The 24,186-nt window shown below is 72.2% G+C and carries 24 protein-coding genes; 12 read left to right on the forward strand and 12 right to left on the reverse strand.

Going from position 1 to position 24,186, the window contains the following annotated elements:
- Window positions 1–39: 39 nt before the first annotated feature.
- The 4 genes from ACIOD2_RS05905 to ACIOD2_RS05920 form a co-directional block, all read right to left on the reverse strand.
- Window positions 40–3,471: a beta-ketoacyl synthase N-terminal-like domain-containing protein gene (locus tag ACIOD2_RS05905; RefSeq protein WP_400534847.1), complete on the reverse strand. Its 3,432-nt coding sequence runs from the start codon at window positions 3,469–3,471 to the stop codon at window positions 40–42.
- 405 nt (window positions 3,472–3,876) lie between these two features.
- Window positions 3,877–4,128, reverse strand: coding sequence for a hypothetical protein (locus ACIOD2_RS05910; protein ID WP_400534848.1), 252 nt, complete (start codon window positions 4,126–4,128; stop codon window positions 3,877–3,879).
- Between the two features lie 87 nt (window positions 4,129–4,215).
- Window positions 4,216–5,484 carry a PucR family transcriptional regulator gene (locus ACIOD2_RS05915; RefSeq protein ID WP_400534850.1) on the reverse strand — a complete coding sequence of 423 codons (1,269 nt, stop codon included), beginning with the start codon at window positions 5,482–5,484 and terminating at the stop codon, window positions 4,216–4,218.
- An 81-nt stretch (window positions 5,485–5,565) separates the two neighbouring features.
- Entirely contained in the window at window positions 5,566–6,324 is a 759-nt protein-coding gene (locus ACIOD2_RS05920; RefSeq protein WP_400534851.1) for an ATP-binding protein, read from the reverse strand.
- 147 nt (window positions 6,325–6,471) lie between these two features.
- On the opposite strand from ACIOD2_RS05920, the gene ACIOD2_RS05925 reads away from it, so the two are divergent.
- Together ACIOD2_RS05925 and ACIOD2_RS05930 are read left to right on the forward strand one after the other, a co-directional pair.
- Window positions 6,472–7,059, forward strand: coding sequence for a hypothetical protein (locus ACIOD2_RS05925; RefSeq protein ID WP_400534853.1), 588 nt, complete (start codon window positions 6,472–6,474; stop codon window positions 7,057–7,059).
- A 246-nt stretch (window positions 7,060–7,305) separates the two neighbouring features.
- Window positions 7,306–7,746: a DoxX family protein gene (locus ACIOD2_RS05930; protein ID WP_400534854.1), complete on the forward strand. Its 441-nt coding sequence runs from the start codon at window positions 7,306–7,308 to the stop codon at window positions 7,744–7,746.
- A gap of 1 nt (window position 7,747) precedes the next feature.
- Here ACIOD2_RS05930 and ACIOD2_RS05935 read toward each other — a convergent pair whose 3' ends face one another.
- The gene (locus tag ACIOD2_RS05935) at window positions 7,748–8,263 is read right to left on the reverse strand and encodes a VOC family protein (RefSeq protein WP_400534856.1); all 516 of its coding nucleotides are present in this window, start codon (window positions 8,261–8,263) and stop codon (window positions 7,748–7,750) included.
- Between the two features lie 304 nt (window positions 8,264–8,567).
- Entirely contained in the window at window positions 8,568–9,341 is a 774-nt protein-coding gene (locus ACIOD2_RS05940) for a D-Ala-D-Ala carboxypeptidase family metallohydrolase (RefSeq protein ID WP_400534858.1), read from the reverse strand.
- 197 nt (window positions 9,342–9,538) lie between these two features.
- On the opposite strand from ACIOD2_RS05940, the gene ACIOD2_RS05945 reads away from it, so the two are divergent.
- Both ACIOD2_RS05945 and ACIOD2_RS05950 read left to right on the forward strand, forming a co-directional pair.
- Window positions 9,539–10,405, forward strand: coding sequence for an alpha/beta fold hydrolase (locus ACIOD2_RS05945; protein ID WP_400534860.1), 867 nt, complete (start codon window positions 9,539–9,541; stop codon window positions 10,403–10,405).
- Between the two features lie 4 nt (window positions 10,406–10,409).
- A complete protein-coding gene (locus ACIOD2_RS05950) occupies window positions 10,410–11,000 on the forward strand; it encodes a TetR/AcrR family transcriptional regulator (protein ID WP_400534862.1) in 591 nt (196 codons plus the stop codon).
- Here the strand turns inward: ACIOD2_RS05950 and tsaA are convergent.
- Together tsaA and ACIOD2_RS05960 are read right to left on the reverse strand one after the other, a co-directional pair.
- The gene (gene tsaA, locus ACIOD2_RS05955; RefSeq protein ID WP_400534864.1) at window positions 10,997–11,497 is read right to left on the reverse strand and encodes a tRNA (N6-threonylcarbamoyladenosine(37)-N6)-methyltransferase TrmO; all 501 of its coding nucleotides are present in this window, start codon (window positions 11,495–11,497) and stop codon (window positions 10,997–10,999) included. The two genes, ACIOD2_RS05950 and tsaA, sit on opposite strands and share 4 nt — an antisense overlap.
- Window positions 11,498–11,536: 39 nt before the next feature.
- Complete coding sequence (locus ACIOD2_RS05960) at window positions 11,537–12,664, reverse strand: S1 family peptidase (RefSeq protein WP_400534866.1); 1,128 nt, start codon at window positions 12,662–12,664, stop codon at window positions 11,537–11,539.
- A gap of 1,125 nt (window positions 12,665–13,789) precedes the next feature.
- On the opposite strand from ACIOD2_RS05960, the gene ACIOD2_RS05965 reads away from it, so the two are divergent.
- Window positions 13,790–14,878 carry a mandelate racemase/muconate lactonizing enzyme family protein gene (locus ACIOD2_RS05965; protein ID WP_400534868.1) on the forward strand — a complete coding sequence of 363 codons (1,089 nt, stop codon included), beginning with the start codon at window positions 13,790–13,792 and terminating at the stop codon, window positions 14,876–14,878.
- A 68-nt stretch (window positions 14,879–14,946) separates the two neighbouring features.
- Here ACIOD2_RS05965 and ACIOD2_RS05970 read toward each other — a convergent pair whose 3' ends face one another.
- The 3 genes from ACIOD2_RS05970 to ACIOD2_RS05980 all read right to left on the reverse strand — a co-directional run bounded on the left by ACIOD2_RS05970 (window position 14,947) and on the right by ACIOD2_RS05980 (window position 17,690).
- Window positions 14,947–15,276 (reverse strand): hypothetical protein, encoded by a 330-nt coding sequence (locus tag ACIOD2_RS05970; RefSeq protein WP_400534870.1) that lies wholly within the window; start codon window positions 15,274–15,276, stop codon window positions 14,947–14,949.
- A 188-nt stretch (window positions 15,277–15,464) separates the two neighbouring features.
- A complete protein-coding gene (locus ACIOD2_RS05975; protein WP_400534871.1) occupies window positions 15,465–17,174 on the reverse strand; it encodes a sulfatase in 1,710 nt (569 codons plus the stop codon).
- Between the two features lie 117 nt (window positions 17,175–17,291).
- On the reverse strand, window positions 17,292–17,690 hold the full coding sequence (locus tag ACIOD2_RS05980) for a PPOX class F420-dependent oxidoreductase (RefSeq protein WP_400534873.1): 399 nt from the start codon (window positions 17,688–17,690) through the stop codon (window positions 17,292–17,294).
- Between the two features lie 205 nt (window positions 17,691–17,895).
- Between ACIOD2_RS05980 and ACIOD2_RS05985 the strand changes: the two genes are divergently transcribed.
- From ACIOD2_RS05985 to ACIOD2_RS06015, 7 genes are all read left to right on the forward strand, one after another.
- Window positions 17,896–18,090 carry an antitoxin gene (locus tag ACIOD2_RS05985; RefSeq protein WP_400534874.1) on the forward strand — a complete coding sequence of 65 codons (195 nt, stop codon included), beginning with the start codon at window positions 17,896–17,898 and terminating at the stop codon, window positions 18,088–18,090.
- Window positions 18,091–18,165: 75 nt separating this feature from the next.
- Window positions 18,166–19,341, forward strand: coding sequence for a VanZ family protein (locus tag ACIOD2_RS05990; protein ID WP_400534875.1), 1,176 nt, complete (start codon window positions 18,166–18,168; stop codon window positions 19,339–19,341).
- Window positions 19,342–19,444: 103 nt separating this feature from the next.
- Window positions 19,445–19,831 (forward strand): STAS domain-containing protein, encoded by a 387-nt coding sequence (locus tag ACIOD2_RS05995; protein ID WP_400534877.1) that lies wholly within the window; start codon window positions 19,445–19,447, stop codon window positions 19,829–19,831.
- An 89-nt stretch (window positions 19,832–19,920) separates the two neighbouring features.
- Window positions 19,921–20,310 carry an ATP-binding protein gene (locus ACIOD2_RS06000; RefSeq protein WP_400534878.1) on the forward strand — a complete coding sequence of 130 codons (390 nt, stop codon included), beginning with the start codon at window positions 19,921–19,923 and terminating at the stop codon, window positions 20,308–20,310.
- Window positions 20,303–21,931, forward strand: coding sequence for a PP2C family protein-serine/threonine phosphatase (locus ACIOD2_RS06005; protein WP_400534880.1), 1,629 nt, complete (start codon window positions 20,303–20,305; stop codon window positions 21,929–21,931). The genes ACIOD2_RS06000 and ACIOD2_RS06005 overlap by 8 nt, the downstream gene beginning before the upstream one ends.
- Window positions 21,928–23,004: a B12-binding domain-containing protein gene (locus ACIOD2_RS06010; RefSeq protein ID WP_400534882.1), complete on the forward strand. Its 1,077-nt coding sequence runs from the start codon at window positions 21,928–21,930 to the stop codon at window positions 23,002–23,004. The genes ACIOD2_RS06005 and ACIOD2_RS06010 overlap by 4 nt, the downstream gene beginning before the upstream one ends.
- A complete protein-coding gene (locus ACIOD2_RS06015; RefSeq protein ID WP_400534884.1) occupies window positions 23,001–23,354 on the forward strand; it encodes an STAS domain-containing protein in 354 nt (117 codons plus the stop codon). Before ACIOD2_RS06010 ends, ACIOD2_RS06015 begins: the two co-directional genes overlap by 4 nt.
- Here the strand turns inward: ACIOD2_RS06015 and ACIOD2_RS06020 are convergent.
- Complete coding sequence (locus tag ACIOD2_RS06020) at window positions 23,351–24,145, reverse strand: MBL fold metallo-hydrolase (RefSeq protein ID WP_400534886.1); 795 nt, start codon at window positions 24,143–24,145, stop codon at window positions 23,351–23,353. The genes ACIOD2_RS06015 and ACIOD2_RS06020 overlap by 4 nt on opposite strands.
- Between the last annotated feature and the right edge of the window lie 41 nt (window positions 24,146–24,186).

Consider the following 24,186-nt stretch of genomic DNA (forward strand, 5'->3'; position numbering starts at 1 on the left):
TGCGGCCCGGGACCGCGGTGGCGGCCGGGCTGGTGCTGGTCACAGGTGATCACCCGGAACCGGCGGGTCGATCCAGAACCTGGTGCGCTGGAAGGGATAGCCGGGCAGCGGCACCCGGCCCGGCTCCGCGCCGTCGTGCCGGGCGGCCCAGTCGACGTCGCCGCCGTCCACCCAGCGCGCGGCCAGTTCGTGGGCCGCACCGGCCGGCCCGGCGACGCCGGTCGCCTCGGCCAGCAGGACGTCGAGGGCTTCGACGGCCTCCGCGGCGGTCGTCGCGACCACGGCGGCACGGGCCGCGAACTCCCGGCGTCCGACGGCGAGGGTGTAGGCGACGTCGGCCAGCGGCGGCGGGTCGTCCGCGAGCCGGTCGCGCAGACGGGAAAGCGCTTCTTGCAACGCTTTCCCGTCCCGTGCGGACACCGGCAGCACGTACGGGCCGTCGGCGATGACCCGCGGCCCGGCGGCCGGCGCCTCTTCGACGACGACGTGGACGTTGGTGCCGCCCATCCCGAACGAGCTGACCCCGGCCACGCGGCGTTCCGCGTCCGGCCAGTCGGCGGCCTTCACCGGGACGTACCAGGGTCCGCCGGCCAGGTCGACCTCCGGGTGCGGCGCGGTGAAGTGCAGGTTCGGCGGGATCACGCCGTGGCGCACGGAAAGCACGGTCTTGATCAGCCCGGCCACCCCGGCGGCCGCGTCGAGGTGCCCGATGTTCGTCTTGACCGAGCCGAGCGCGCACGTGCCGGACGGGACGTCCCGGTACACCCGGTTCAGCGCGGCCACCTCGATCGCATCGCCCAAGGGCGTGCCGCTGCCGTGGGCCTCGACCAGCCTGACCTCGGCCGGGTCGACCTCCGCGACGGCCAGTGCTTCGGCGACGGCCGCGGCCTGCCCGGCCGCGCCCGGCACGGCGTACCCCGCGCGGTCGGGACCGTCGTTGGTCATCGCCCAGCCGGGCAGCACGGCGTGGATGTGGTCGTGGTCGGCGAGCGCGTCGGCCAGCCGCCGCAGCACGACGACCCCGGCGCCGGAACCGAACCCGGCGCCTTCGGCTGCGACGTCGAACGCGCGGCAGCGACCGTCCGGCGAGGCGAGCCCGCCGCTGCGGTACCGCGGCCAGGTGACGCTCACTCCCCCGGCGAGCGCCAGGTCACAGCGGTATTCGGCGAGGCTCTGGGCGGCGAGGCCGACCGCGGCCAGCGAGCTGGAGCAGGCGCTCTGGACGGCGAGCGCGGGCCCGGTCAGGCCGAGCCGGTAGGCGACCTGGCCGGGCAGGTGGTCGGTGAGCTGGCGGCCGAGCAGCCGGCCCTCCCAGTCGTCCGGGTCGACGTCACCGGTCACCGCCGGATTCCCGAAGAGGTGGAACAGGAAGTAGCGGTTGACCCCGGCGGAGGTGAAGACGCCGACCGGGCCGGTTTCCCGTGCCGGGTCGCGGCCCGCGTCTTCCAGGGCCCGCCACGCCGTCTCCAGGAAGAGCCGGTGCTGCGGGTCGGTGCGGGCGGCCTCGTCGGCGGTGAAGCCGAAGAACTCCGCGTCGAAGTCCTCGACACCGTCCAGGCGCCCGCCGGCGCGGACGTGCGCCGGGTCGCCGCGCAGCCCGGGCCCGATACCGAGCGCGGCCAGCTCGTCGTCGGTGTGGTCGTGGATCGCGTCGACGCCGGCGCACAGGTTCCACCAGAACGCGGGTGCGTCGGGCGCGCCCGGGAACCGGCAGGCGATCCCGACAACGGCGATCAGGTCGCTGCCGTCCGACTCCGACGGCGGCTCGGCCGCTCGCGGACTGTCCGAAGTGGACTCACCGAGGTAGGCCGCCTGCGCCGCGACGGTGGGGTGTTCCAGCAGGCCGAGCAGCGGGACGTCGGTGCCGAACGCCGCGGCCAGCCGCTGCTGGACGCGACCGAGCAGCAGTGAGTGCCCGCCGACGTCGAAGAAGGCGTCGGTGACGCCGAAGCTCGCGTGGCCGAGGACGTCGCGCCAGATCGCGTGGACCTGCTCCTCGGTCTCGGTCATCGGCGGGACCTCGGCGGGTGCGGGCGGACGCGGGTTCGGAAGCGCTTCCTCGTCGAGCTTGCCGGTGACGGTCAGCGGGAACGCCGCCACCACGACCACCCCGGAGGGCACGGCGTAGCCGGGCAAGGCATCGGCCAGCGCGGCCCGCAGGGCGGCCGGATCCGGCTCGGCACCAGGGGCCGGAACCACGTACGCCAGCAGCTCGCCGTCGCGGACGATGGCCCGCGCCTCCGCCACCAGCGGTGATTCGGCGAGCTTCGCCTCGATCTCCGTCAGCTCGACGCGGAACCCGCGCACCTTGACCTGGCGGTCCAGCCGGCCGAGGCAGACCAGGTTGCCGTCCGGCAGGACCTCACCCAGGTCGCCGGTGCGGTACGTGCGGAGCCCGTCCGATGTGGTGCCGAACGCCGGGCTCGGCCGGTCGAGGTAGCCCTCGGCCAGGAACTCGCTCCGGACCTCCAGCTCACCACCTTCCAGCACGGTCAGCTCGTAACCCGGGAGCGCGGTGCCGATCGGCAGCGGGCCGGTGGCGTCCGGGGCGACGTCGGCGCTGGTCAAGTGGTGGTGCGCGGCGAACGTCACCTCGGTCGCGCCGTAACCGTTGACGAACACGCAGCCGTCGGCGAAGCGGCCGCGGCGGACGTCGGCGTAGGTCGACGGCTCGCCGCCCAGGAGCACCGTCCGGACCGACGGCAGGTCACCGTCGAAGCTGTCGAGCAGGTGGCGGTAGACCGTCGGCGTCGAGTGGTAGATCGTCACCTCGTGCCGCGCCAGCTCCCGCGCGGCGTGCGCGACGCCGTGGACGCGCAGGTCCACCGGCACGACGGCGGCGCCGGTCAGCAGCGCCGGGTACAGGTCCGGGATCGCGGCGTCGAACCCGAAGGACGCCAGCAGGCTCAGCCGGTCCGCCGCGGTGATGCCGAGGCTCGCGATCTGGTTTTCCACCACGTGCAGCAGGTTGCGGTGGGTCTGCGCGAAGGCCTTCGGGGTGCCGGTGGAGCCGGACGTGAACAGGACATAGGCAATCGTGTCCGGATCCGGGTCGGGCACCGGCAGTGGCGCGGTCTCCGACCCGACCGGGACGACCCGGGCGGAACCGTTGCGGCACAGGGATTCCGCGAGCTCGACGTGCTCGGCGTCGGCCAGCACGGCCGACACACGCGCGGCGTCGACCTGGTGCGCGAGCCGGCCACGCGGGAACGTCGGGTCCAGCGGGACGTACCCGCACCCGGCGGCGAGCGTGCCCAGGATCGCGGCGATCGCCCGCGTGCCGTGCCCGGTGACGAGCCCGACCCGGTCGCCCGGCCGGACGCCCGCGTCGAGCAGCCGTGCGGCGTGCCCGCCGGCGAGCCCCGCCAGCCGGGCGTAGCTCACCACCGCGTCGTGCTCGACGACGGCGATCCGGTCGGGCGACTGCCGGGCGATTCCTTCGAAGCGTCTGATGCAGCCGGCTTGCGTCATCGCTCGAGGAGGGCCCGTTCCGACCGTGAATGGGCGCGCGGCAGCCAAAGCGGTGACGTGGACTTCATCTCACTCCCCAGTGCGATTCATGGTGAAGAATCACGCAAGGTTAAAGCTCACGACGTCCCCTGTGGATACGTAATCCGCAGAGTTCGGCCGAATGGACTATCGATCCAGGCCGCGACATGGGGTTTTCCCACGTGATCGTCAGCGCCGCACGTCCGGAACGTCGGATTGTGCCGCACTGCCGACCACAGTGGACACCCGGTTGACTACTCCCCGCAACCACTTCGGAACGTTATTCGATCGGTCGGATATTCACCGACTCCCGGCGCGGAAAAGAAGTCTCCGCACGGAACGGCGTGGCATTTTCACGAAATCGATCCAGAACCCGGCCGGCTCGCGTCAGCCCGCGTTCGCCAGCAGCCCGCCACTCGCGGGCGTGTGCGCCATCAGGCACGCGTGGCACGGCATCCCGCGCAGGCCGTCGAGCACCTCGGCCTCGCCGGGGCGGATCGACTCGCCGCACAGGGCCGTCAGGCGCTCGGGCACCGCGCCGGCGGGCGGGACGGGGATCAGGTGACAGACGCGTCTGCTCTCGCCGACGACGCCTCGGCGTAGCCGCACCAGTGCGAGCATCCCACCGTTTTCACCCATGATCGAAAGGTAGGGGAAAGATCCGGCGAAGACTTCGTGCCGGGGACCCAACGATCTTCGCCGCCGGTGGTCCGGGGCACCAAAACCTCAGGTGGCGGCCAGTACCGCGGCGCCGAGCCGGTGGCACAGGCTCAACGCGAGCTCGACGTCCAGCCGGTTCACCCCGAGCTCCCGCGGCAGCAGCTCCTGTGCCTTGCGGACGCGGTACTGCACGGAGTTCTTGTGCATCGTCAGCTCGGCCGCCGCCGCGGTGTAGCTGCCGCCCGAGGTGAGGAACACGAGCAGGGTCTCGCGCAGGCGCTCGCAGTGCTCGTCGCCGGTGCTCAGCGGCCCGAGGGTGCTCGTCACCCACAGCCGGGCGGCGTTGAGATCGGACGTCATCAGCGCCATCGTGCCGACCTCGCGGAAGGTCAGGACGCGGTCGCAGTGCTCGCCGGCCGCCAGCGCCAGCGCGTGCACCCGCAGGGCCTGGTGGTGGGTGTCGCGGAAGCCGTCGACGCCGGTGGCGGGGTCGCCGACGGTCACGCGGACGCCAGGGTCGACCGCGGCGAGCACGTCGTCGAGGTGGGCGCGGGTGATCGCGGTGTCCGGGCCGAGCGGCAGCCAGACCCACGCGCTGGCTTCGTCGCGCGGGACGAACAGCGGGCGGCCGTGGTCCTGGACGCGGCCGAGCACCGCGCCCGCGACCGCCTCCAGCACGGACAGCACGTCGTCCGCCTGGCCGGTGTGCCAGAGGATCATCCCGGCGTGGGTGCCGCGCAGGCGGTAGCCGATGACCGTCTCGGCCGCGTCGACCGAGGCGGCGTCGAGCGGGCCGCGGTTCTCCCCCAGCAGGTCCTGCACCTTGGCCGCCCGCGCGGCACTCCGGTTGAGCAGCCACCGGTCGCGTTCGTCCTGGTAGACCGCGACCAGCTGCCGGGTCACCCGGGTGACGAACCCGAACACGACCTTCAGCAGCTGCCGCATCATCTCCCCGAGCAGCTCCGCTTCGCCGACCTGGCGGGTGCACTCCTGGAACCCGAAGTCCAGCATCGCGGCCTGCCCCAGCTCGTAGGCCCGGATCAGGTCGAACACGGGCGTGCCCCGCTGCGCCAGGCGCCGCGCGTACTCCAGGGCCGCGGCCGGCGCCTCGACGTGGGAGGGGTCGATGCTGTGCTGGAAGATCTGCAGCCCGGTCTCGATGTTCTGGTAGACGCTCGCGGTCAGCAGGCTCACCATGCGCTCGTCGTCGTGGACCAGCTGCGGCAGCTCGGCGGCGTAGAGCTGCACCAGCTCACCGGTGAGATCCCCCGCGCGGCCCGCCAGGGTGGCGGCGACCTGCCGGATGCGCTCCGAGACGACCTCTTCGTCCACCATGGAGCCACCTTAGAGGGCGACGATCATGCTTTCGAGGTGGCTCGTCGATCAATTCGAGTTCTGTCCCGGACAGGTTCGGGCTCAGGGGCCGAGCGTCCCCGACCGGCGGCGTTCCGGCGTGGCCAGGACGGCCCAGACCACCTTGCCGCCCGTCCACCGCTTGCTGCTCCCCCAGGCCCGCGCGGTCTGCGCGACGATCCGCAGGCCCAGGCCGGGCTCGAGCAGGTCGGGGCGGTCCAGCAGCACGGCAGGCCGGGAGTCGCCGTCACTCACCGCGATCGTCAGCAGCTCCTGACGCAGCTCCAGCCGCAGCCCCGGCAGCGACGTCGTGTGCCGGGAGGCGTTGTCGGTGAGCTCGGCCGCGATGAGCGTGCCGTCGTACTCGAGCGCGGGAACACCCCATTCGCGGGTCCGCGCACTGACGAAGGCCCGCGCCTGCGCGATCCCCTGTTCCCCGCGGGCGAGGGTCCGCTCCGCGCGGCGGCGGATCGGGTGGGGCAGCGCCCGCTCGGCAGTTTCGACGTCGGCGTGCACCGGCACGAACCGGTCCAGGCCGTAGGTGTCGAACGCCTCGACGTGCGTGGGCTGGCTGGTGACCAGGGAGAACGGGATACCCGGCCAGCGTTCGAGCCGGGTGGCGACGAACGGGAACAGGCTCGGCGAATGCCGTTCGAGGACGAGGTCGTCGATGTCGGCGATGAGCCCCGGCGGGCTGTCCGCGGCGATCTTGAGAAGGCCGTCGCGCAGGAAGGGATAACCGGTAATGTCGAGCCGCCCGGTCACGACGACCAGCGCGCTCGCCTGCCGATTCCGCAGTTCCAGCCCGATGCCTTCAGGCACGGGCGCCCACAGGACGGCGCCACGGCGCCTTCGTTCGCATGGGTGTCACGCTAGTCCCCGCCCCGGACGGGGCAAAGAGCCGATCGCGCGGGATGCAACCGGTTACGGCCCTCGCGCGTGTACTCCCCGACGTCTGGGGAGGACGACATGGAACCGTACCCGTTGCAGACCGGCGAACGCGTGCTCTGGTCGGGCGCGCCGGTGGTGCGCCGCCACTGGCTCTACGAAAACTACGTGCTGCTCTTCGGCTTCGTGCTGCTGGTGAGCGGTCTGATCACGCTCGTCGCCGTCGGCGAGTCGAACGCGCAGTACTACGGCCTGGGCCTGTTACCTGGCCTCGCTGCCGCGTTCTCGACGGAGTGGCAGCACCGTCTGCAGATCCGGCGCGCGCGCCTGAACGTCGAGACGTACTTCGTGACCGACCGGCGGATCGTCTTCGTGGCGCAGTGGCCGACCGGCGCGGAGTTCCGCTGGGTGTGGCTCAACCTCCTGCAGCCGGCCCGAGCCAGGGTCGGCGACGACGGCACCGGGACGGTCACCTTCGGCACCGACCCCCTCGCCCGGTGGCGGCTGATCAAGATGTCGTACCGGGGCGCGTGGGCGCCGTTCACCCCCGAGCTGTGGGCGATCCCGGACGCCGAACGGGTCGCGGCACTGATCCGTCAGGCCCAGTCCGGGACGATTCCGAAAAGAGCCGGAAACATTCTCGAAACCCCCGGCGGACCACTCGGCTAACTGGTCTGGACCAGACTGGCGAAATGCCAGACCTCCGGGGTTTTCCCTTGCCCGGCAAGGCGGTTAACCGGTAAAGCCGACCGGCCCGGCCAGTGGTACACATTTTCGCGCGTGATGTCCTCACGCGACTTTCGGGGGGTGTGGCAAATCCTGGCGGGCCGGTATATCTGGTCGTACCGAATCCGCGAAGGCCGGCCACACCGCCGGCCCGCCGGATGCCGCCCGCACCCGCCTCCCGGAGGAACCATGGACCGTCTGGCCCCGGCCCGCGAGCACGTCGTCGGGCTCTACCGCATCGTGATCGGCTTCCTGTTCGCCTGCCACGGCGCCAAAACGCTGTTCGGCGTCTTCGGCGCGAAGACGACCGCCGCCGTCGGGGCGTGGCCGGGCTGGTGGGCGGCGGTGATCCAGCTCGTCTGCGGCGTGCTGGTCTGCGTCGGGCTCGGCACGCGGGTCGCCGCGGTGCTCGGCTCGGGCTCGATGGCGTTCGCCTACTTCACGGTGCACCTGCCGGACGGCCTGCTCCCGATCCAGAACGGCGGCGAGGCCGCGACCCTGTTCTGCTGGGCGCTGCTGGCCGTCGCGTTCGTCGGCCCGGGCCGCTTCGCCTTGGGCAACCTCCGTGCGCTGCACCGGACTTCGTCGCCGGCACGCAACCGCGTCCGGGCGAACGAGCTGGCTTCCTGAGTCAGGGACGGGAGATGCCGACGCCACTGCGGGCGTCGGCGCCGTACTTGGCCAGTTCGCCCGCCAGGTCCAGCCGCCCGATCGCCTTGCTCTTGTCGCGGTCGGCGTCGGTCAGCAGCTCGCGCGGGATGATCCAGACGACCTCGAACTCGATCCCGCTGGGATCCTTGGCGTACAACGACTTCGTGGTGCCGTGGTCGGACGAGCCGACCAGCGCGCCCGCCGCTTCGAGCAGGCCGGCGATGCGGTCGAGGTCGCCGAGGGTGTCGACCTCCCACGCGAGGTGGTAGAGCCCGACCGACGTCTGCCCGGCGCCCGAGTCCGCGGCGTGCGCGCCGAGCTCGAACAGGCCGAGGTCGTGGTCGTTGGTCGAGCCCGGGGCCCGCAGGAAGGCCGCGCCGCGGTGCGCGTCGCCGCCCTCGATGTAGTCGAAGCCGAGCAGGTCCCGGTAGAACGCCACGCTCTCGGCCACGTTCCGGACGTACAACACGGCGTGGTTCAGGCGAAAGATCGACATCGGTGCTCCTGGCCCGTGCTGCGCGCGCGAATCGGTTGAAGTTTCAACTTAAGGCTAGGCGCGAACGAGCGGCCGGTCAAGCGAGCGCGAGCGACGCTCGATCAGCACGAAAGACCCACTCTCCGTGGGCCTCGTGACCGACCGGGCGACAAACCTTCGACACCGCATCGAGGCCCTGGTCGGACGGCCCCGGAGTTCGTAGGGTGGTTGGACCGCAGGACATCGTGTCAGCTGTCCCGCGGGCGGTGATGCCCCTGGATCCGACCTTTCCCCGAAGCCTCGCCCGGGGGCATCACCATCGACTTCAGCTGACCGTGCCGCTCTCCCACCACCAGCTCTGCGAGCCGTAGGCGTACTCGATCCGGCTGTCGACGTGCTGGTGCGCGTCCGAGAGCGTGTAGCGCTCCAGCCCGGAGAACCCGCAGGCCTCGGCGAGGACGTACACCTGCCGCGTGCTCAGGCCGCTGACGTAGACGTCCGCCGCCGTGCCGTAGACGTGCATGCTGTTCGACGCGCCGCCGACCGCCTGGTTGTGCGCGACGCTGCGGAAGCCCGACGAGATCGTGATCGCCCGGTTGCCCGCCTTGGTCCGCAGGGCTTCGAGCTTGTACATCAGCCGCCGGACGTTCTCCTTGACCGTCGCCGCGCCGACCTTGCCGCCGCCGAACCCGGTGCCGTCGTTCGACGTGAACTCGCTGAATTCGAAGTGCGCGGTCGATCCGTCGGCGGATTCCAGGGCGTTGAGGGCCGTGAAGTCGTCCGAATCGGCGATGCCGTTGGCGGTCAGGTGGTTGGCCGATTGGAACCGCTTCAGAGCGGCTTCGGTCCCGGGTCCGAAGTCGCCGTCGACGGCGACGTAGGTCTGCCGCGGCCCGTCGGCGGCCCAGCCCGCGATCCGGATCTGCAGTTCCGTCACGGCGGCACCGGTCGAGCCGGACCGCAGCGAAGACGGCCACGAGTAGGCCGCGGCGACCCCGGGGAACGCGGCCATCGCGGCAACGCTGCCGGCCAGGGCGATCCCGGCCCCGGCGGCGGTCTTGAGCAGGGTGCGGCGATCGAAAGCGGCGAACGGGCTCATCAAGGCCTCCGGGTACTCGGCGAGGAGCCCGCAGCAGACACCGCGGGCCCAAACAACCGCCAACACCCCGGCGGCCGCACACCGGTCCCCGCCAACCTCGGCGCCGATCTGGTGAATTCCTGACGACGCTCACTCGCGGTCACCGTGCGCTGAGCCATCTCATTTACATACATGCTGTACGTATGTAATCTGCCGGCATGACACGAAGCGAATCCTTGGGTCGGGAGCACCGGGTCCGGCTGCCGGCCGGCGAGGTGCGGTACTTCGAGCGGGGCACCGGCGCCCCCGTGGTGTTCGTCCACGGGGTGCTGACGAACGCGGAGCTCTGGCGGAAGGTGGTGCCGGACGTCGCCGCGGCCGGGTTCCGGTGCCTGGCCCCGGATCTGCCGCTGGGCTCGCACGACCTCCCGATGCGCGCGGACGCCGACCTCTCCCCCGCCGGCGCCGCCGACGTGATCGCGGACTTCCTGGAGGCGCTGGACCTGCGCGACGTCACGCTGGTCGCGAACGACACCGGCGGCGCGCTGACACAGATCCTGCTCAGCCGGCGCCCGGAGCAGGTCGGGCGGGTCGTGCTCACGCCGTCCGACTGCTTCGAGTACTTCTTCCCGCCGATCTTCAAGCCGCTGCCGGCGATCGCGCGGATCCCCGGCTCGATGGCCGTGCTCGGCCAGCTGTTGCGCTTCCGCGTGCTCTACCCGCTGCCGATGCTGTTCGGCTGGGTGGTGAAACGGCCGCTGCCCGACGACGTCGCGCAGGCCTACCTCGCGCCGCTGCGGAAGTCCGCCGGGGTGCGGCGCGACCTGCGCAAGCTGCTGCGGGACGTGCACCGGCGGCACACGCTGGCCGCCGCGGAGGCGCTGCGGACGTTCGACCGGCCGGTGCTGCTCGCCTGGGCGGCCGAGGACAAGCTGTTCCCGATCGGCCTCGCCCACCGGCTCGCCGCGCTACTGCCCGACGCGAAGCTCGTCGAGATCGCGGACTCCTACACGTTCGTCTCCGAGGACCAGCCCGCCGTGCTGGCCCGCCACGTCGTCGAGTTCGCGGGTGTCATGGCAGATTAGGCGGGTGCGACGTACCCAGCAGGACCGTTCCGCCGGCACGAAGGCCGCTCTGGTCGCCGCCGCGCGCGAGCTGTTCGCCACCCGCGGCTACCAGGCCGTGCCGGCGGACGAGATCACCCGCGCGGCGGGCGTCACCCGCGGCGCGCTGTACCACCACTACGCCGACAAGCAGGGCCTGTTCCGCGCGGTCGTCGAGGAGCTGGAACGCGAGCTGACCGACGAGGTCGGCGCCGCGTTCGACCGGGGCACGGACCCGCTGACCGGCATGGCGCTCGGCCTCGGCGTGTTCCTCGACGCGTGCCTGCGCGAGGACGTCCGCAGGATCTCCCTCACCGACGCGCCGGCCGTGCTCGGCTGGGACGTCTGGCGCGAGATCGAGGCGGAGTACGGCCTCGGCCTGATCGTCCGCGTGCTGGACCAGGCCAAAGTGGACGGCCTGATCGTCGAGCTGCCCGTCCCCGCGCTGGCGCAGCTCGTGCTGAGCGCGGTGATGGAGGCGGCCCGGATGATCGCCGCGGCGGACGACCCGGCGCGCACCCGCGCCGACGTCCAGCAGGTGCTCGGCGCCTGGCTGGCGAGCCTGCTCAAGACCTAGCCGGGTTCCTCGGCGAGCCGCGCCGGGGTGACGCCCTCGGGCACGTCCACGGCGTCGAACCAGCCGCAGGCGGGCTCGCCGGGCGGCCGGTCGAACCGGGTGACGTACGGCTTGAGGTCCAGCACCGGCGTGCCGTCCAGCAGGTCGACCCCGGCGAACCGGATCGTGGTGCCGGAGACGTCGAGCAGCCGGACGAGGCTCAGCCCGATCGGGTTCGGCCGGCGCGGGCCGCGGGTGGCGAAGATGCCCATCCGGCGGCCTTCGCGGCGCAGCAGGTACGGCACCTGCGTGAGGCCGCCCGGCCGGTCGGGCCGGTCCAGCCAGCTGAGCAGCCACGCGTAGTCGAACCCGGCGAGGCCCGCCAGTCCTTCGGCGAAGCGCGCGTCGAGTTCGATCGTGCCTTCCTCGGCGCGGTTCGCGGCCGCCTGGACGGGCGTGTGCTCGAGCTCCGTCCGGGCGGTGCGGACGACGCCGATCGCGGGCAGGGGCGAGGTCATCGGCCCAGCCTAGGTCCCGCGACCGGCGTCGTGCCCCTGCTAGCCCGTGACGAGCCCGACGCCGAAGGTCTGCAGGATCTCGTTCACCGGCTGGAACCACGTCTCGCCGCCGGAGCTGCAGTTGCCCCAGCCGCCGGAGGTGACGCCCTGCGCCTGGTCACCGGTGATGAAGGAGCCGCCGGAGTCGCCCGGTTCGGCGCAGACGTTGGTGCGGGTCACCTGGTAGACGGCGCCCTGGGAGTAGTTGACGGTCTCGTTGAGCCCTTCCACGACACCGCAGTGCCAGTGCGTCGTCGAACCCGAGCGGCACACCGAGGTGCCGACCGGCGCGACCCAGGAGCCGCGGACGATCGCGTCGCTGACGGTGCCCCAGCCGAGCACGACCGGCGCGGTCCACCAGCCGTTGCCGATGCGGATGAACGAATAGTCGTTGCCGGGGAAGGAAGAGCCGGCGAAGGTGCCCATCGCCGAGCCGTCCCAGCCGACGACCGAGCTGCCCGCGCCGCCGCAGTGGCCGGCACTGACGAACCCGCCGTTGACGGAGAAGCCGATCGAACAGCGGGTGTTGCCGTTGATGTAGTACGGGTCGCCGCCGACGGTCCCGGCGGAGAACGTCTCGGCCTTCGGCGTCGACGTCACGGTGACGGGGCCGGCTTTCCGGGCCTGCGCGACGAAGGCGTCGACGTCGGCGCCCCGTGCACCCGGCTGCAGGGTGACGACGACGCTGCCGGTGCGCGCGTCGGTCCGCCAGCCGCTGACGCCGGCCGGCGCGGGGTGCGCCTGGGCCGTGGCGTCGATGGCGGCCTTCGCGGCGTCGAGCTTCGCCGCGCTGACCGCGGCGGCCGTCGGCTCGGCACCGGCCTGCCGGACGGCGGCGGCCGCGGCGGGATCGGTCACGCCGACGACGAGCTTGCCGAGCGCGGGGTCGAACCAGGCCCCGCCGAACGCGGCGCCGGCGGCGCGCTGCGCGTCCGGCAGCACCCGTGAAGCGGTCATCTCCTGCCCCAGCCGGGTTTCGGCCTGGGCGGCGGTCAGGCCGAAATCCCGTTGCATGGCGGCGATCAGGCCGGGTGACGCCTGCGCGACGGCGGGGGTGAGGGCACTGCTGGCGAGACTGGCGGTGAGGACGGCGGCGCCGCCGAGAGCCAGGGCGATTCTTCGACGCATGGGGACTCCTCCGAGGCCGGGGGAAAGAAACACACTGTCCGCCGAGTGTGCGGCCGGGTCCGGGCCAGGTCCAGAATTGTCCGGTTTTCTGTCCGCAGTTAGCAGGAGCGAACGACTGTCCACTGTGTACTTGATGCCTGAATGCGTTGTCTTACAACGCTTTCCGTGGCGCACAGAAGTAGCGCGAACCGGCTTCACCGGTTCGCGCCGCGCGTCGGGAACCCTCCATTACAACGTTGTAAAAGGTCTGAACCAAGTAGAGCACGGATCCGCGCGCACCGGCCGAAACCAGAGTCGGCAGGGCAGCAGAGGTGCATGACAGTCCCCTGTGCGGACGCCGTTCCCGCCACGAACGAGCACCGCCTCGCCCGACGGCGGCCCACAGCACGACGCTGCCGACATCGCGCGTAGGCCGGTCGCGACGCCGCTGTCCACGCCTCCGCGGCCACCCCAAGCCACGGTCAACCCCACAGCGCGACGCAACGCCGAAGGCCCGTCGCGACCACCGCCTCCGCCTCCGCGGCCACCCCACAATGCGACGCAACACCGAAGGCAGGCAGCGAAACCGCTGTCCCGCCTCCGCGGCGCCGCAGCGCGACGCCCTGCCGAAATCCCTCCGGAGCCGGCCGCGACGCCACTGCCTCTACGATGCCGAACCCGCGCCCCGGCCACTGCCGCAACGCCGACATCGCACAGAGCCGGTCGCGACACCACTGCCCCTGGCCTCCGCGGCGCGGCCACCCCACAGCGCAACGCAAAGCTGAAAGGCCGGCGGCGAAACCGCTGTCCCCGGCTTCGCGATGCCGAACCCGCGCCACGGCCACCCCCGCAGCGCGACCCAACACCAAAGGCCAATCGCGACCACGGCCCCGCCTCCGCGAAGCCGAACCCGCACCGCAGCCACCGCCGACATCGAGCCAGAGCCGGTCGCAGACACCACTGCCCAGGCCTCCGCGGCGCCGACCCCCGCACCGCGGCCACCCCCACAGCGCGACCCAATACCGAAGGCCCGCCTCGACACACTGCCCCGCCTCCGCGGTCCCACCCCACACCCAGGCCGTTGACAGGGCCACCCACACCCCGTCAGAATCCTATTTCCTATAGGATTCAGCGTCAGGGGGATGAGTGGCTGTCGTCACGCGGGCGGAAGCTTTTCTCGTCGATGTCGCGGTCGAGCAGGCCCGCACCGACGCCGTGCAGGCGTTCGTGTCCCAGGAGACCGTCTTCGTCGAGCTGAGCACCGACGACGGCGGGAGCGGGCTCGGCTACTCCTACACGATCGGGACCGGTGGCAGCTCCGTCGTCGCCCTGCTGCGGGACCACCTGCTCCCCCGGCTCGTCGGCCGCGACTCGCGGCTGGTCGAGGCGCTCTGGCGGGACCTGTTCGCCGCCACCCGGGCCACGACCGTCGGCGCGATCACGTCGCTCGCGCTGGCCGCCGTCGACATCGCGCTGTGGGACCTCAAGTGCCGCCGGGCCGGCGAGCCGCTGTGGCGGGTCGCCGGCGGGTTCGGCGCGCGGGTTCCGCTCTACGACACCGAAGGCGGCTGGCTGCACCTGAGCACCGAAGAGCTCGTCGCGGGCGCGAAGGCCGCCGAGACCGCCGGCTGGGGCGGCGTCAAGGTCAAGATCGGCAAACCCTCGGCCGGCGAGGACTTCGAACGGCTCGCCGCGGTCCGCGAAGCCGTCGGCCCGCGGTTCGACCTGATGGTGGACGCCAACCAGTCGATGACCGCCGCCGAGGCGATCCGGCGGGCGGCGGTGTTCGCGCCGCTGGACCTGTTCTGGCTGGAAGAGCCACTGCCGGCCGACGACGTGTCCGGGCACGCCCGCCTCGCCGCGTCGACGCCCGTACCGATCGCCGTCGGCGAGTCGCTGTACTCGATCGCGCAGTTCCGCGACTACCTGCAGCGCGGCGCCGCCTCGATCGTGCAGCCCGACGTCGCCCGGGTCGGCGGCATCACGCCGTGGCTCAAGGTCGCCCACCTGGCCGAAGCCTTCAACGTCGAGGTCTGCCCGCACTTCCTGATGGAACTGCACGTGAGCCTGACCGCGGCCGTCCCGAACGGCCGCTACGTCGAGCACATCCCGCAGCTGCGCGCGATCACGCGAACCGAAATGACCGTCGAGAACGGGCACGCGGTACCGCCGGAATCACCCGGCCTCGGAATCGACTGGGACCGCGACGCGATGGACGACCGGCGCGTTTCCTGACCGTCGGTAAAAGCACGCGCTTCCGCCCGGCCACCCGAAAGGGCGACCGGGCGGAAAGCGGCGGGAAATCAGATCTCGTCGACCTGGTAGCCGTACACCCGGGCCGGGACGAGCAGCGCGCCGGTGCATTCCGCGACGGCCGGGCCGAATCCGTACGGCACGAAATCGCCGACCACGTACCAGAAGGCGCTGCCGTTCGTGCAGTGCGCGATCACCCGGTAGCCGTAGCCCTCACCAGGGAAGCAGCTGACGGAAACCCCCTGGCCGAAAAGCACGCCGTAACGCTCTCCGAAGCAGCCGGGTGGTGCGAAATCGCTGCCGGCCGCGGCCGCGGTCCCGACCGTCAGACCGAACAGGGAAAAAACTGCGACGGCGAGTGCCGCCAATTTCCTTCGCATGACCACTCCTCAGCGCGGAGAACCCCGACATAAGGAGCCTAGAAGTGCGTGAGAATTACCGGCAATTCATCGGGCAAGTGAATCCCGCGCAGCGGAACGTCACCACACTGCTCCATCCGGGCTAGCCCGGGCCCCCGGACCGACAGCAAAGGGTGACGCCCTTGCCCCAGGGCTCACGCAAACCCGGTTCAGTGGGCGAAAGCGGTCAGGAACCGGTCGCGGAAGGAGTCCATCTTCCAGACCGGCGCCTGCGCGGCCGGGTGCAGGCCGTCCGTCCAGCCCCAGCCGGAGATCCGGTCCAGCACCTTCGGGTCCTTCGCCACGATCGTGATCGGCACGTCGTGGACCGCGCCCTGCGGGGTCACCACCGGCGGCTGGTGGTCGCCGAGGAAGACGAGCACCAGGTTGTCGTCGCCGTAGTGCTGCACGAACGAGATGAGTGTCTTCAGCGAGTAGTCGGTCGCGTCCCGGTAGGCGTCGCGGATCTTCGCGGGGTCCTTCCAGACGGACTCCGGCGCCTCCCCCGCCGCCGGCTGCGGCGCGAAGACCGAGCCGTCGCCGACCTGGTTCCAGTCGACCAGCCAGGGGCGCGGCGACCACGGCGCGTGGCTGGAGACGAGGTCCACCTCCGCCATCACCGGCTTCTGGGCCGACTTCGCGAGTTCGTTGCGCTGCAACATGGAGAACGTGTACTGGTCCGGCATCGTGGCGTAGGCGTAACCCGGCCCCTGGTAGCCGATGTTCCGGAAGTCGTAGTAGGCGTCCGGGTGGTAGAACCGCTGGCCCTCCGGCCAGTCCTTGGTGTGCGCGGGCACGTCCCAGACGGTCTTCCAGCCCGCCTTCTGGAACGCGCCGCCGAGGGTCAGCCGGTCGCTGTCGAGCAGGTTGTTGTAGCGCTGCTGGTTGTCGATCCACATGCCGGACTCGACGGTGGAGTGCGCGAGCCAGCTGCCGCCGCCGAACGTCGAGGACGACAGGAACGCGCTCTTCGCTCCGATGCCGGCCGCGCGCAACTGCGCGGTGCCCTCGTCGAGCGTCGCGCCGATCTTCGGGGCGAACCCCGGGTCGTCCAGCGCGATCCGGCCGTAGCTCTCGACAAACGTGAGCACCACGTTCTTGCCGCGCAGCCCGGCGAGCAGCTGGTCACCGGGGGTGTTCCGGAAGGCGTCCTCGGCCGCCAGCTCACTGAACGGCCGCTGTTCCCGCAGGTCGGTGCTCACCTGGCGCAGGTCGTCGTAGGCCAGCGCGGCGGCGTTCTGGGCCGCGATCGGCTGGCCCGGCGCGATCTCGACGCCGAACACCGAGCAGACGATCCAGATCACCCCGAGCACGGCCACCACCCGCGACGACCCGGTCCGGCGCCCGGCGGCGATGCGGGTCAGCCGCAGCATCGCGAGCACCATGAAGGCGACGACGGCGATCGCGAGCAGCACCGCCCCGGCCAGCACGGCGTAGGCCGCCGCGTTGCCGATCTCCCCGGCGAGGAACTCGACGCCGGCGTTGAAGAAGCTCCAGTCGTAAACCGGGTCGAACGGCTTCTCGAGCGTCGCGTAGAAGCCCGTGTCGAGCGCCTTCATCACGGTGAGCAGGCCCAGCACCAGCCCGACCAGCACGGCGACGACCCGTCGCGGGCGCGGCGGCAGGACCAGCACGAACGCGGCGATGATCAGGCCTTCCACCGGCACGCGGACCAGGGCTTCTGGCGAGAACGAGTTGAGGTCGTCCGGCGCGAGGAACGCGAAGAGCACCAGGAGCGCGGCCAAGGTGGTCACCACCACGCCCGCGACGGCGTGCCGCCGGGCGGCCCGCGGCAGGCCGAAGTCGGGCAGCGCCGTACCTCCGTCCGGGGTGCGGCGTCGGACACGCCGCGGGTGCGGCAGACCGGTGGTTCCCATCATGGCGCGGCCTCACATCAAGGTTCACAGGGGTCGGCCGCCGGGCCCCTGCGGCGGGGACGGCGGTCCTCACCCGATATACGGATCGTGGCGGTGCGTGGTTCACGCACCGCCTCGACGTCAGGCCGCGGGTGGCCAGAGGTACTCCTTTTCCGGGAGGATCCGGACGATCAGCCGCTGGGCACCGGGTTCCGGGGGTGGTGTCTGCCCACCCATGTACCGGCGGTACATTTCGTGCAGCAGCGCCTTTTCCGGATCGGCGGTGAGCTCGACACTCCCCCGGATCTCGACGTAGCGGCCGGGTCCACTCGCGACCAGCAGGCTGACCCGCGGATCGCGGCGCATGTTCCGGGTTTTCAGGCGGCCCTCGATCGTGCTGAACACGACGCTGTCGCCGTCCCGTTTCACGAAGACGACGGACGACTGCGGCCGGCCGTCGGCGTTGGACGTCGCGATGATCGCGGTGTGCGGGCCGTCGAGGACTTCACGGGCGGCTTCGGTCAGGGAAATGCGGTTCATATCCGTTCCGACCGGGCGCGGGCCCGAAAGGAATCGCCGTTACCCGATACCCGCGGCCTCAAACCGGGATCGCCGTCTTTCACCCACGAAAGAGCCTCGATACCCCCTACCGGGGAAGGAAATCGGCCGTTCGGTTGCGGGCCGGTCGGCCGGGTGTTTTGCTCGGGACGACCGAAGCCCCGCTATTCCGAATGGAGCCCTACCGATGAGTCTTTTCGACAAGGCGAAAGAGGCCCTGGGCAACAACCCCGACAAGGCCGACCAGGGTGTCGACAAGGCCGCCGAAGCCGCCAAGGGGCGGTTCGGCGAGCACGCCGACAAGATCGACCAGGGCTCGGGCAAGGTGAAGGACTTCCTGCACAAGCAGGGCGGCGGCCAGCAGGACGCACCGCCGCAGTGACGCGATGCCGGTGACTGCCCAGCCGTCCGGGCGAAGCACGCTTCGCTCGCGCCTCGGCTGGGTACCACCGGCTCCGTGGTCGCCACCTATCTCGTCCCCGTCCGTACCGCCCTCTACCTCTTCCCGCTCATCGTGCTGGTCGTCATGCTGCCGGCGGCGTTCGTCAGCTACCGCCGCCGCGGACGTGCCGGCGGGTGGACGACGGTCGTCTTCTACACCTTCGTCTTCTACCTCCTGGCGATCGCCACGCAGACCGTGCTGCCGCTGCCCGACAACCCGAACTTCTGCGCCGGGCACAGCTACGCGAGTTCTCCCCAGTTGCGGCCGTTCTACTTCGTCGAAGTCGTGTCGCAACGCGCCCGAGGCCACTGGAGCCCGAGCGCGATCCTGCACAACCCCGCCATCTGGACCACCGCGCTCAACGTCGTGATGCTGGTCCCGCTCGGCCTGTTCCTGCGCTACGCCCAGCGGATGCGCGCGGTGCCGACGATCCTGGCCGGGTTCGGCCTCTCCCTGTTGTTCGAGCTGACGCAGCTGACCGGGCTGTGGTTCGTCTACCCGTGCCCGTACCGCCTGTTCAGCGTCGACGACCTCATCCTGAACACCGCCGGTGCCGCGCTCGGCTGGCTGATCGCCGGACCGCTCGGCCGGGTGCTGCCCGCGCTGGAGCCGGAGCACGACCGCCGTCGCTACGCCACGAAGGTCACCTTCACCCGGCGGCTGTTCGCGCTGGCCACCGACCTGCTCGGGTTCGCCGCGCTGCTCGGGTTCCTGTTCGGCCTGCTGACGCTGTTCGGCGAGGACATGCGCCACCGCGACACGCCGGTCGTCATCCTCGCGATCGTGTGGTTCGTGGTGCTGCCCGCGGTGACCGGGTCGACGCCGGGCAAGCGGGCGATGCTGCTGCGGGTCGCCCGGCGCAGCGGCCGCCGGGCCGGGCCGATCTCGCTGCTGGTCCGCAACGGCGTCCTGCTGTCCCCGCTCTGGCTGACCTGGCTGCTGCTCGACCTGGACCGGTGGGACCTCGCGAACCACCCCGAACAGCTGCTCCTGCCCCTCGCCCTGGCCGCGTCGGCGTTCGTCGTGCTGGTCTGGACGCCACTGGCCGTGCTGCTCGACGACGAGCACCGCGCACCCTACGAACGGCTGACCCGGACCGTGAACGCCGCGATCGTGCCCTCACCTGCGGGCCCACCGCCCGAACCGGTCCCCGCACCCGCCCGGACCGAGGAAGTCCTCAAAGGACGGTAACGGCTGTGCGCTGCCCGGAGCGGGGGGCGCTGGTAGATTCCTCGAGCGGGTTGAGCCGCCAGCCCGCCGTTAGTCGATCCCGTCCCCTCCTGGAGCACAACCCATGACCACCGACGCAACGCGGCCCCGGCAGCGCGCCTCCGGTGAAGGCTGGTCGTTGGACGAGCACGACGCCGGGGACGTGACCGTCTTCGTCCTGCGTGGCGAGTTCGACCTGGCCGTCTCGGCGAAACTCGCGGACCTGCTGCCGGCCGAGCCCGGCGCCCGCCGGATCGTGCTGGACATGACCGGCGTCGAGTACTGCGACTCCAGCTGCCTGCAGGTCCTGCTGCGCCTGGGCACCCGGCTGAAGGAGGCGGGCGGCCGGTTCGCCGTCGCGACCACCGTCCACGCCGTCGTCCGGCCGATCGAATTGCTGGGTCTCGGCGACGTCATGCCGCTGCACCCGACGGTCGCCGCGGCCCGCGCCTCCTGGGGTGATGAGACATGACCATCTCGAGCACCCGTGTGGGTGAGCCCGGTTCGGGGCACTCCGCAGGGGACGACATCCCCGCGGGACCCGGCACGGAGGAGGCGGACATGAACCTGCGTCCGGCCCGGCACGAACTCGGCATCACCTCCGAGCTGACCGAACTGGCCAAGGTCCGCGGCTGGGTCCGGTCCGTACTCGCGGGCTTCCCGGCGAGCGTCGTCACCACCGCGGTCATGGTGGTCGACGAGCTGACCTCGAACGCCCTGCGCCACGGCCGCGCGCCCTACCACGTGCGCCTGCTGCCCGGCGTGGCCAAGCTGCGGATCGAGGTCGACGACGCCGGCGGCGAGGTGGCCCGGCGCCGCACGCCGTCCGATCAGGGCGGCCGCGGGCTGCTGCTGGTCGAACGCTGCGCGGCGGCCTGGGGCCAGCTGCGCCGCCCCGGCGGCAAGACCCTGTGGGCCGAGCTGGCGACCGACCCGGGTGCCCATGGCTGAGCGCCTCGAGACCGCCCCCGCAACCCCGCTCACCGTCGACCGGGGCTGGGAGGCCGCGCCCGCCGCGGCGATCGTGGCCGACGGCGCCGGGCTGATCCGGGCCCTCAACGAGTCCGCCCGCCTGCTCTTCCCGGACGCCGCCCCCGGCCGCCCGCTGGCCGGCGCGGTCGCGGACTGGCTGGCCGAGGCCGACGAGCGCCGCACGAGCGAAATCACCCGAGGCGAGGTCGGCGAGCGGTTCATCGCCGCGCACCCGGTCCCGCACGGCGACGCCGTGACGTGGTGGCTGGTCGACGAGACCGACGTCCGGGCCGCCCAGGACGCGCTGGCCCACGAGCAGGAGCGGACGGCGTTCCTCGGCGAGGCCTCCGCCGCGCTGCTGGGCTCGCTCAACCTCGAACGCTGCATGGAGGTCGCCGCCCGGCTGGCCGCGGAGCACCTGGCCGACGCCGCCATGGTGCTGGCGCCCGCGACGGGCGGGCTCTACCCCGCCGTCACCTGCGTGCGCGGCGGCGAGCCGTCGCGCGGCCGGCTGGAGATCGACCCGGACGAGCTGCCCGGGCTCGGCGAGGCGCTGCAGGGCTTCCCGCCCGTGCCGTCGCGCTGGCTCGACCCGGACGCCGCGCCCCGCTGGGTGCTGCCGGGCGAGTTCGGCCCGGTCGGCTCGATCGTCGTGACTCCCCTGCCCGGCCACGGCGTGCCCGCCGGTGCCCTGGTCCTGCTGCGCAGCGGCGACCGGCGGTCCTTCAGCGAGCAGGAAGAGCTCTTCGCCCGCCTCTTCGCGGCCCGGGCGGGCGCGGCGATGTCGGCGGCGCGGGTGTTCGCGCTGCAGGCGTCCATCACCGACACGCTGATGCGGGAGCTGCTCCCGCCGACCCTCGAGCAGCTCGGCGGGGTCGAGTTCGCCGGCCGGTACCGCCCGGCGCTCGACGGTGAGCGGATCGGCGGCGACTTCTACGACGTGCACTCGGTGATCGACGGTGACGCCGAGGAGTCGCTGGCCGTGCTCGGCGACGTCTGCGGCAAGGGCCTCGACGCCGCCGTGCTGACCGGCAAGATCCGCACAACGCTGCGGGCGCTGCTGCCGATGGCCGGTGACCACCACCGGCTGCTCGGCCTGCTCAACCGCACCATCGCCGGCGGCCACGACACCCGGTACGTCACGCTGGTGCTGGCGTCCGCGCGCCGCGAGGGCGCCACGGTGCGGCTGCGCGTCACCTGCGCGGGCCACCCGCCGCCCCTGATCGTCCGGGCGGACGGCCGGGTCGAGGAGGCCGACACCCGCGGCAGCCTGATCGGCGTGCTGCCCGAGATCGAGTCGGTCAGCGCGGACGTCACGCTCAACCCCGGCGAGACCTGCCTGATGTTCACCGACGGCATCATCGAGGCCAAGGGCGGCCCGCTCGGGGACGTCATGTTCGGGGAGGACCGGCTCCGGCAGATCCTCTCCGAATGCGCGAACATGCCGGCCGACGCCGTCGTCGAGCGGGTGCACATGCTCGCGGCGCAGTGGATCGGGCGCGGCGACCACGACGACATGGCGGTACTGGCGATCACCGCACCGCGCGGGCAGCACCTCGCCGCGGTCGGCGGGCACGGCCGCGGGAGGTACACCGCGTGAGCGCCTCGACCCGCACCGGCCCGGCCAGGATCGCCGAGAACGCCGACCGGCTCTGGGACGCCGTCACCACCGGCGACGAGTACACCGCGGGCGACGTCGTGGTCCAGGCGCTGAGCCAGGGCCTCGACCCCGAGAGCGTGCTGCTCGACGTGATCGGCGCGGTGCAGCGGAAGGTCGGCCAGGAGTGGGCGGCCAACCGGCTGACCGTCGCGCAGGAGCACGCGGCGACGGCGATCAACGACCGCGTCATCGCCACCTTCGGCTACGTCCTGAAGCGGCCGGAGCCGCACCTCGGCCGCGTCACCGTCGCCTGCGTGGACGGCGAGTGGCACGCGATGCCCGCCCGCCTGCTCGCGGAGGTCCTGCGGCTGCGCGGGTTCCACGTCGACTACCTGGGCGCGCAGGTCCCGGCCCCGCACCTGGTCGCCCACCTGCACCGCACCGGGCCGGACGCGGTCGCGCTGTCCAGCTCGATCGCCACCCGGCTGCCGACGGCGCACGCGACGATCACCGCGTGCCAGGCCGCGGCGACCCCGGTGATCGCCGGCGGCGCCGCGTTCGGGCCGGACGGCCGGTACGCGCGGCTGCTCGGTGCCGAAGCCTGGGCCCCGGACGCCCGTTCGGCCGCCGACAGGCTGGCCGAGCCGCTCCCCCGGCCCCAGACCGGGCACCAGCCCCTCGACGACCTGCCCCACCTGGCCGATCAGGAGTACACGCTGGTCACGCGCACGTCCGGCCAGCTCGTGAAGGCCGTCCTGGCCGGGCTGGAGGAGCGGATCCCGGCGATGCGGGCCTACACCGACCTGCAGCGCCAGCACACGGCCGAGGACATCGCGCACATCGTCGAGTTCCTCGCGACCGCCCTCTACGTCGGTGACGGCGAGCTGTTCACCGGGTTCCTGACCTGGACGGCCGGCATCCTCACCGCGCGCGGTGTGCCGGCCGCGTCGCTCGTGCCCGCGCTCGACCTGCTCGAGGCGGAGCTCCGCGACTTCCCGCGGGCCACCGGGCTGCTCGGCACCGCGCGCACGCACTTGGCGGGCCACGCCGCCGGATCGGGGCTGTCCGCATGAGCACCGCACTGACCTGCACCTGGACGTCGCCGCGGGCGGACACCGCTCACGTCGTCATCGTGGGCGAGCTCGAGTACGCGACCGCCGCGATGCTGCCCCGGCTGGTCGGGGCCCGGCTGGCCGACGCGCCCGAGGTCGAGGACGTCCGGCTCGACTGCGACGGCATCGAGTTCTGCGACTCCTCCGGGTTGTCGGCGCTGCTGCGGGTGCACACCGTCGTCACCGGTGCGGGCCGCCGGCTGCACCTGGACAACCGCCGGCCCGCCCTCGACCGGCTGCTGGCCCTCACCGGCACCTTCACGCACCTGACCGGCGAGGCCCCGGCCTCCCGCGCTCGCGCCGACTCCTAGGCCCGCAGCTTGGCCAGCTCCCACGGGTCGTGGGCGCTGAAGACCGTCACCTCGTCACCGTGGCGGCGGACCAGCTCCCGCAGCCGTGCCTGCGTCCCCAGCCGCAGGTCGTGGTGGATTTCGGAGCGGGTCTGGACGACGTCCAGCACGGGGTGCGGCTCCGGCAGGACGTCGAGCTCCCGGTGGTAGTAGTAGGCGTCGCCGCAGTGCAGCAGCCAGCGGGTGCCGTCGTGGACGGCGACGCCAGCGTGGCCCGCGGTGTGCCCGCCGAGCGGCACCAGCCGGATCTCCGGCGGCAGCCCGGTCAGCGGCACGGACGCGAAGCCGAACCAGTCGTCCCCGACCGGCGCGTCGTAGGCGGCCCAGGCCGGGCCGTGCGCCCAGTGCGCGGGGCGGTAGCGGAAGCTCGGCGCTTCGGCGATCGCGGCGTCCAGCTCCGCGCGCAGCACGTGCACCCGCGCGCCGGGGAAGTCGGGCAGGCCGCCGCAGTGGTCGACGTCGAGGTGGGTGACGACGACGTGCCGCACGTCGGCCGGGTCGAACCCGAGCCGGGCGACCTGCCGGATGGCCGTCTCGTCTTCGGCGAGCGCGGGCTGGGTCATCGCGACCCAGTCGGCGCCCAGAGTGGTCTCGGGATCGCGGACGTCGCCGAGGCCGAGTCCGGTCTCGACCAGGACGAGGCCGTCGCGCTCGGTTTCGGCGAGCAGGCAGTGGTTGACGGCCGGGGCGGCCGGGAGTCCGGGGGCTTCGATCTGCCGCACGGACCCGCAGTTGAGGTGGTGGATCTTCATGGGGACAGCCTCTGACTTGAAGTACGATTCAAGTCAAGCCC

Source organism: Amycolatopsis sp. NPDC088138, assembly GCF_044741685.1.
GTDB lineage: Bacteria > Actinomycetota > Actinomycetes > Mycobacteriales > Pseudonocardiaceae > Amycolatopsis.

What these genes read in the sequence shown, in the direction of transcription:
- ACIOD2_RS05905 (WP_400534847.1), bottom strand. Translation starts at nt 3,471, where the DNA reads ATGACGCAAGCCGGCTGCATCAGACGCTTCGAAGGAATCGCCCGGCAG.
- ACIOD2_RS05910 (WP_400534848.1), bottom strand. Translation starts at nt 4,128, where the DNA reads ATGGGTGAAAACGGTGGGATGCTCGCACTGGTGCGGCTACGCCGAGGC.
- ACIOD2_RS05915 (WP_400534850.1), bottom strand. Translation starts at nt 5,484, where the DNA reads ATGGTGGACGAAGAGGTCGTCTCGGAGCGCATCCGGCAGGTCGCCGCC.
- ACIOD2_RS05925 (WP_400534853.1), top strand. Translation starts at nt 6,472, where the DNA reads ATGGAACCGTACCCGTTGCAGACCGGCGAACGCGTGCTCTGGTCGGGC.
- ACIOD2_RS05930 (WP_400534854.1), top strand. Translation starts at nt 7,306, where the DNA reads ATGGACCGTCTGGCCCCGGCCCGCGAGCACGTCGTCGGGCTCTACCGC.
- ACIOD2_RS05935 (WP_400534856.1), bottom strand. Translation starts at nt 8,263, where the DNA reads ATGTCGATCTTTCGCCTGAACCACGCCGTGTTGTACGTCCGGAACGTG.
- ACIOD2_RS05940 (WP_400534858.1), bottom strand. Translation starts at nt 9,341, where the DNA reads ATGAGCCCGTTCGCCGCTTTCGATCGCCGCACCCTGCTCAAGACCGCC.
- ACIOD2_RS05945 (WP_400534860.1), top strand. Translation starts at nt 9,539, where the DNA reads ATGACACGAAGCGAATCCTTGGGTCGGGAGCACCGGGTCCGGCTGCCG.
- tsaA (WP_400534864.1), bottom strand. Translation starts at nt 11,497, where the DNA reads ATGACCTCGCCCCTGCCCGCGATCGGCGTCGTCCGCACCGCCCGGACG.
- ACIOD2_RS05960 (WP_400534866.1), bottom strand. Translation starts at nt 12,664, where the DNA reads ATGCGTCGAAGAATCGCCCTGGCTCTCGGCGGCGCCGCCGTCCTCACC.
- ACIOD2_RS05970 (WP_400534870.1), bottom strand. Translation starts at nt 15,276, where the DNA reads ATGCGAAGGAAATTGGCGGCACTCGCCGTCGCAGTTTTTTCCCTGTTC.
- ACIOD2_RS05975 (WP_400534871.1), bottom strand. Translation starts at nt 17,174, where the DNA reads ATGATGGGAACCACCGGTCTGCCGCACCCGCGGCGTGTCCGACGCCGC.
- ACIOD2_RS05980 (WP_400534873.1), bottom strand. Translation starts at nt 17,690, where the DNA reads ATGAACCGCATTTCCCTGACCGAAGCCGCCCGTGAAGTCCTCGACGGC.
- ACIOD2_RS05985 (WP_400534874.1), top strand. Translation starts at nt 17,896, where the DNA reads ATGAGTCTTTTCGACAAGGCGAAAGAGGCCCTGGGCAACAACCCCGAC.
- ACIOD2_RS05995 (WP_400534877.1), top strand. Translation starts at nt 19,445, where the DNA reads ATGACCACCGACGCAACGCGGCCCCGGCAGCGCGCCTCCGGTGAAGGC.
- ACIOD2_RS06000 (WP_400534878.1), top strand. Translation starts at nt 19,921, where the DNA reads ATGAACCTGCGTCCGGCCCGGCACGAACTCGGCATCACCTCCGAGCTG.
- ACIOD2_RS06005 (WP_400534880.1), top strand. Translation starts at nt 20,303, where the DNA reads ATGGCTGAGCGCCTCGAGACCGCCCCCGCAACCCCGCTCACCGTCGAC.
- ACIOD2_RS06015 (WP_400534884.1), top strand. Translation starts at nt 23,001, where the DNA reads ATGAGCACCGCACTGACCTGCACCTGGACGTCGCCGCGGGCGGACACC.
- ACIOD2_RS06020 (WP_400534886.1), bottom strand. Translation starts at nt 24,145, where the DNA reads ATGAAGATCCACCACCTCAACTGCGGGTCCGTGCGGCAGATCGAAGCC.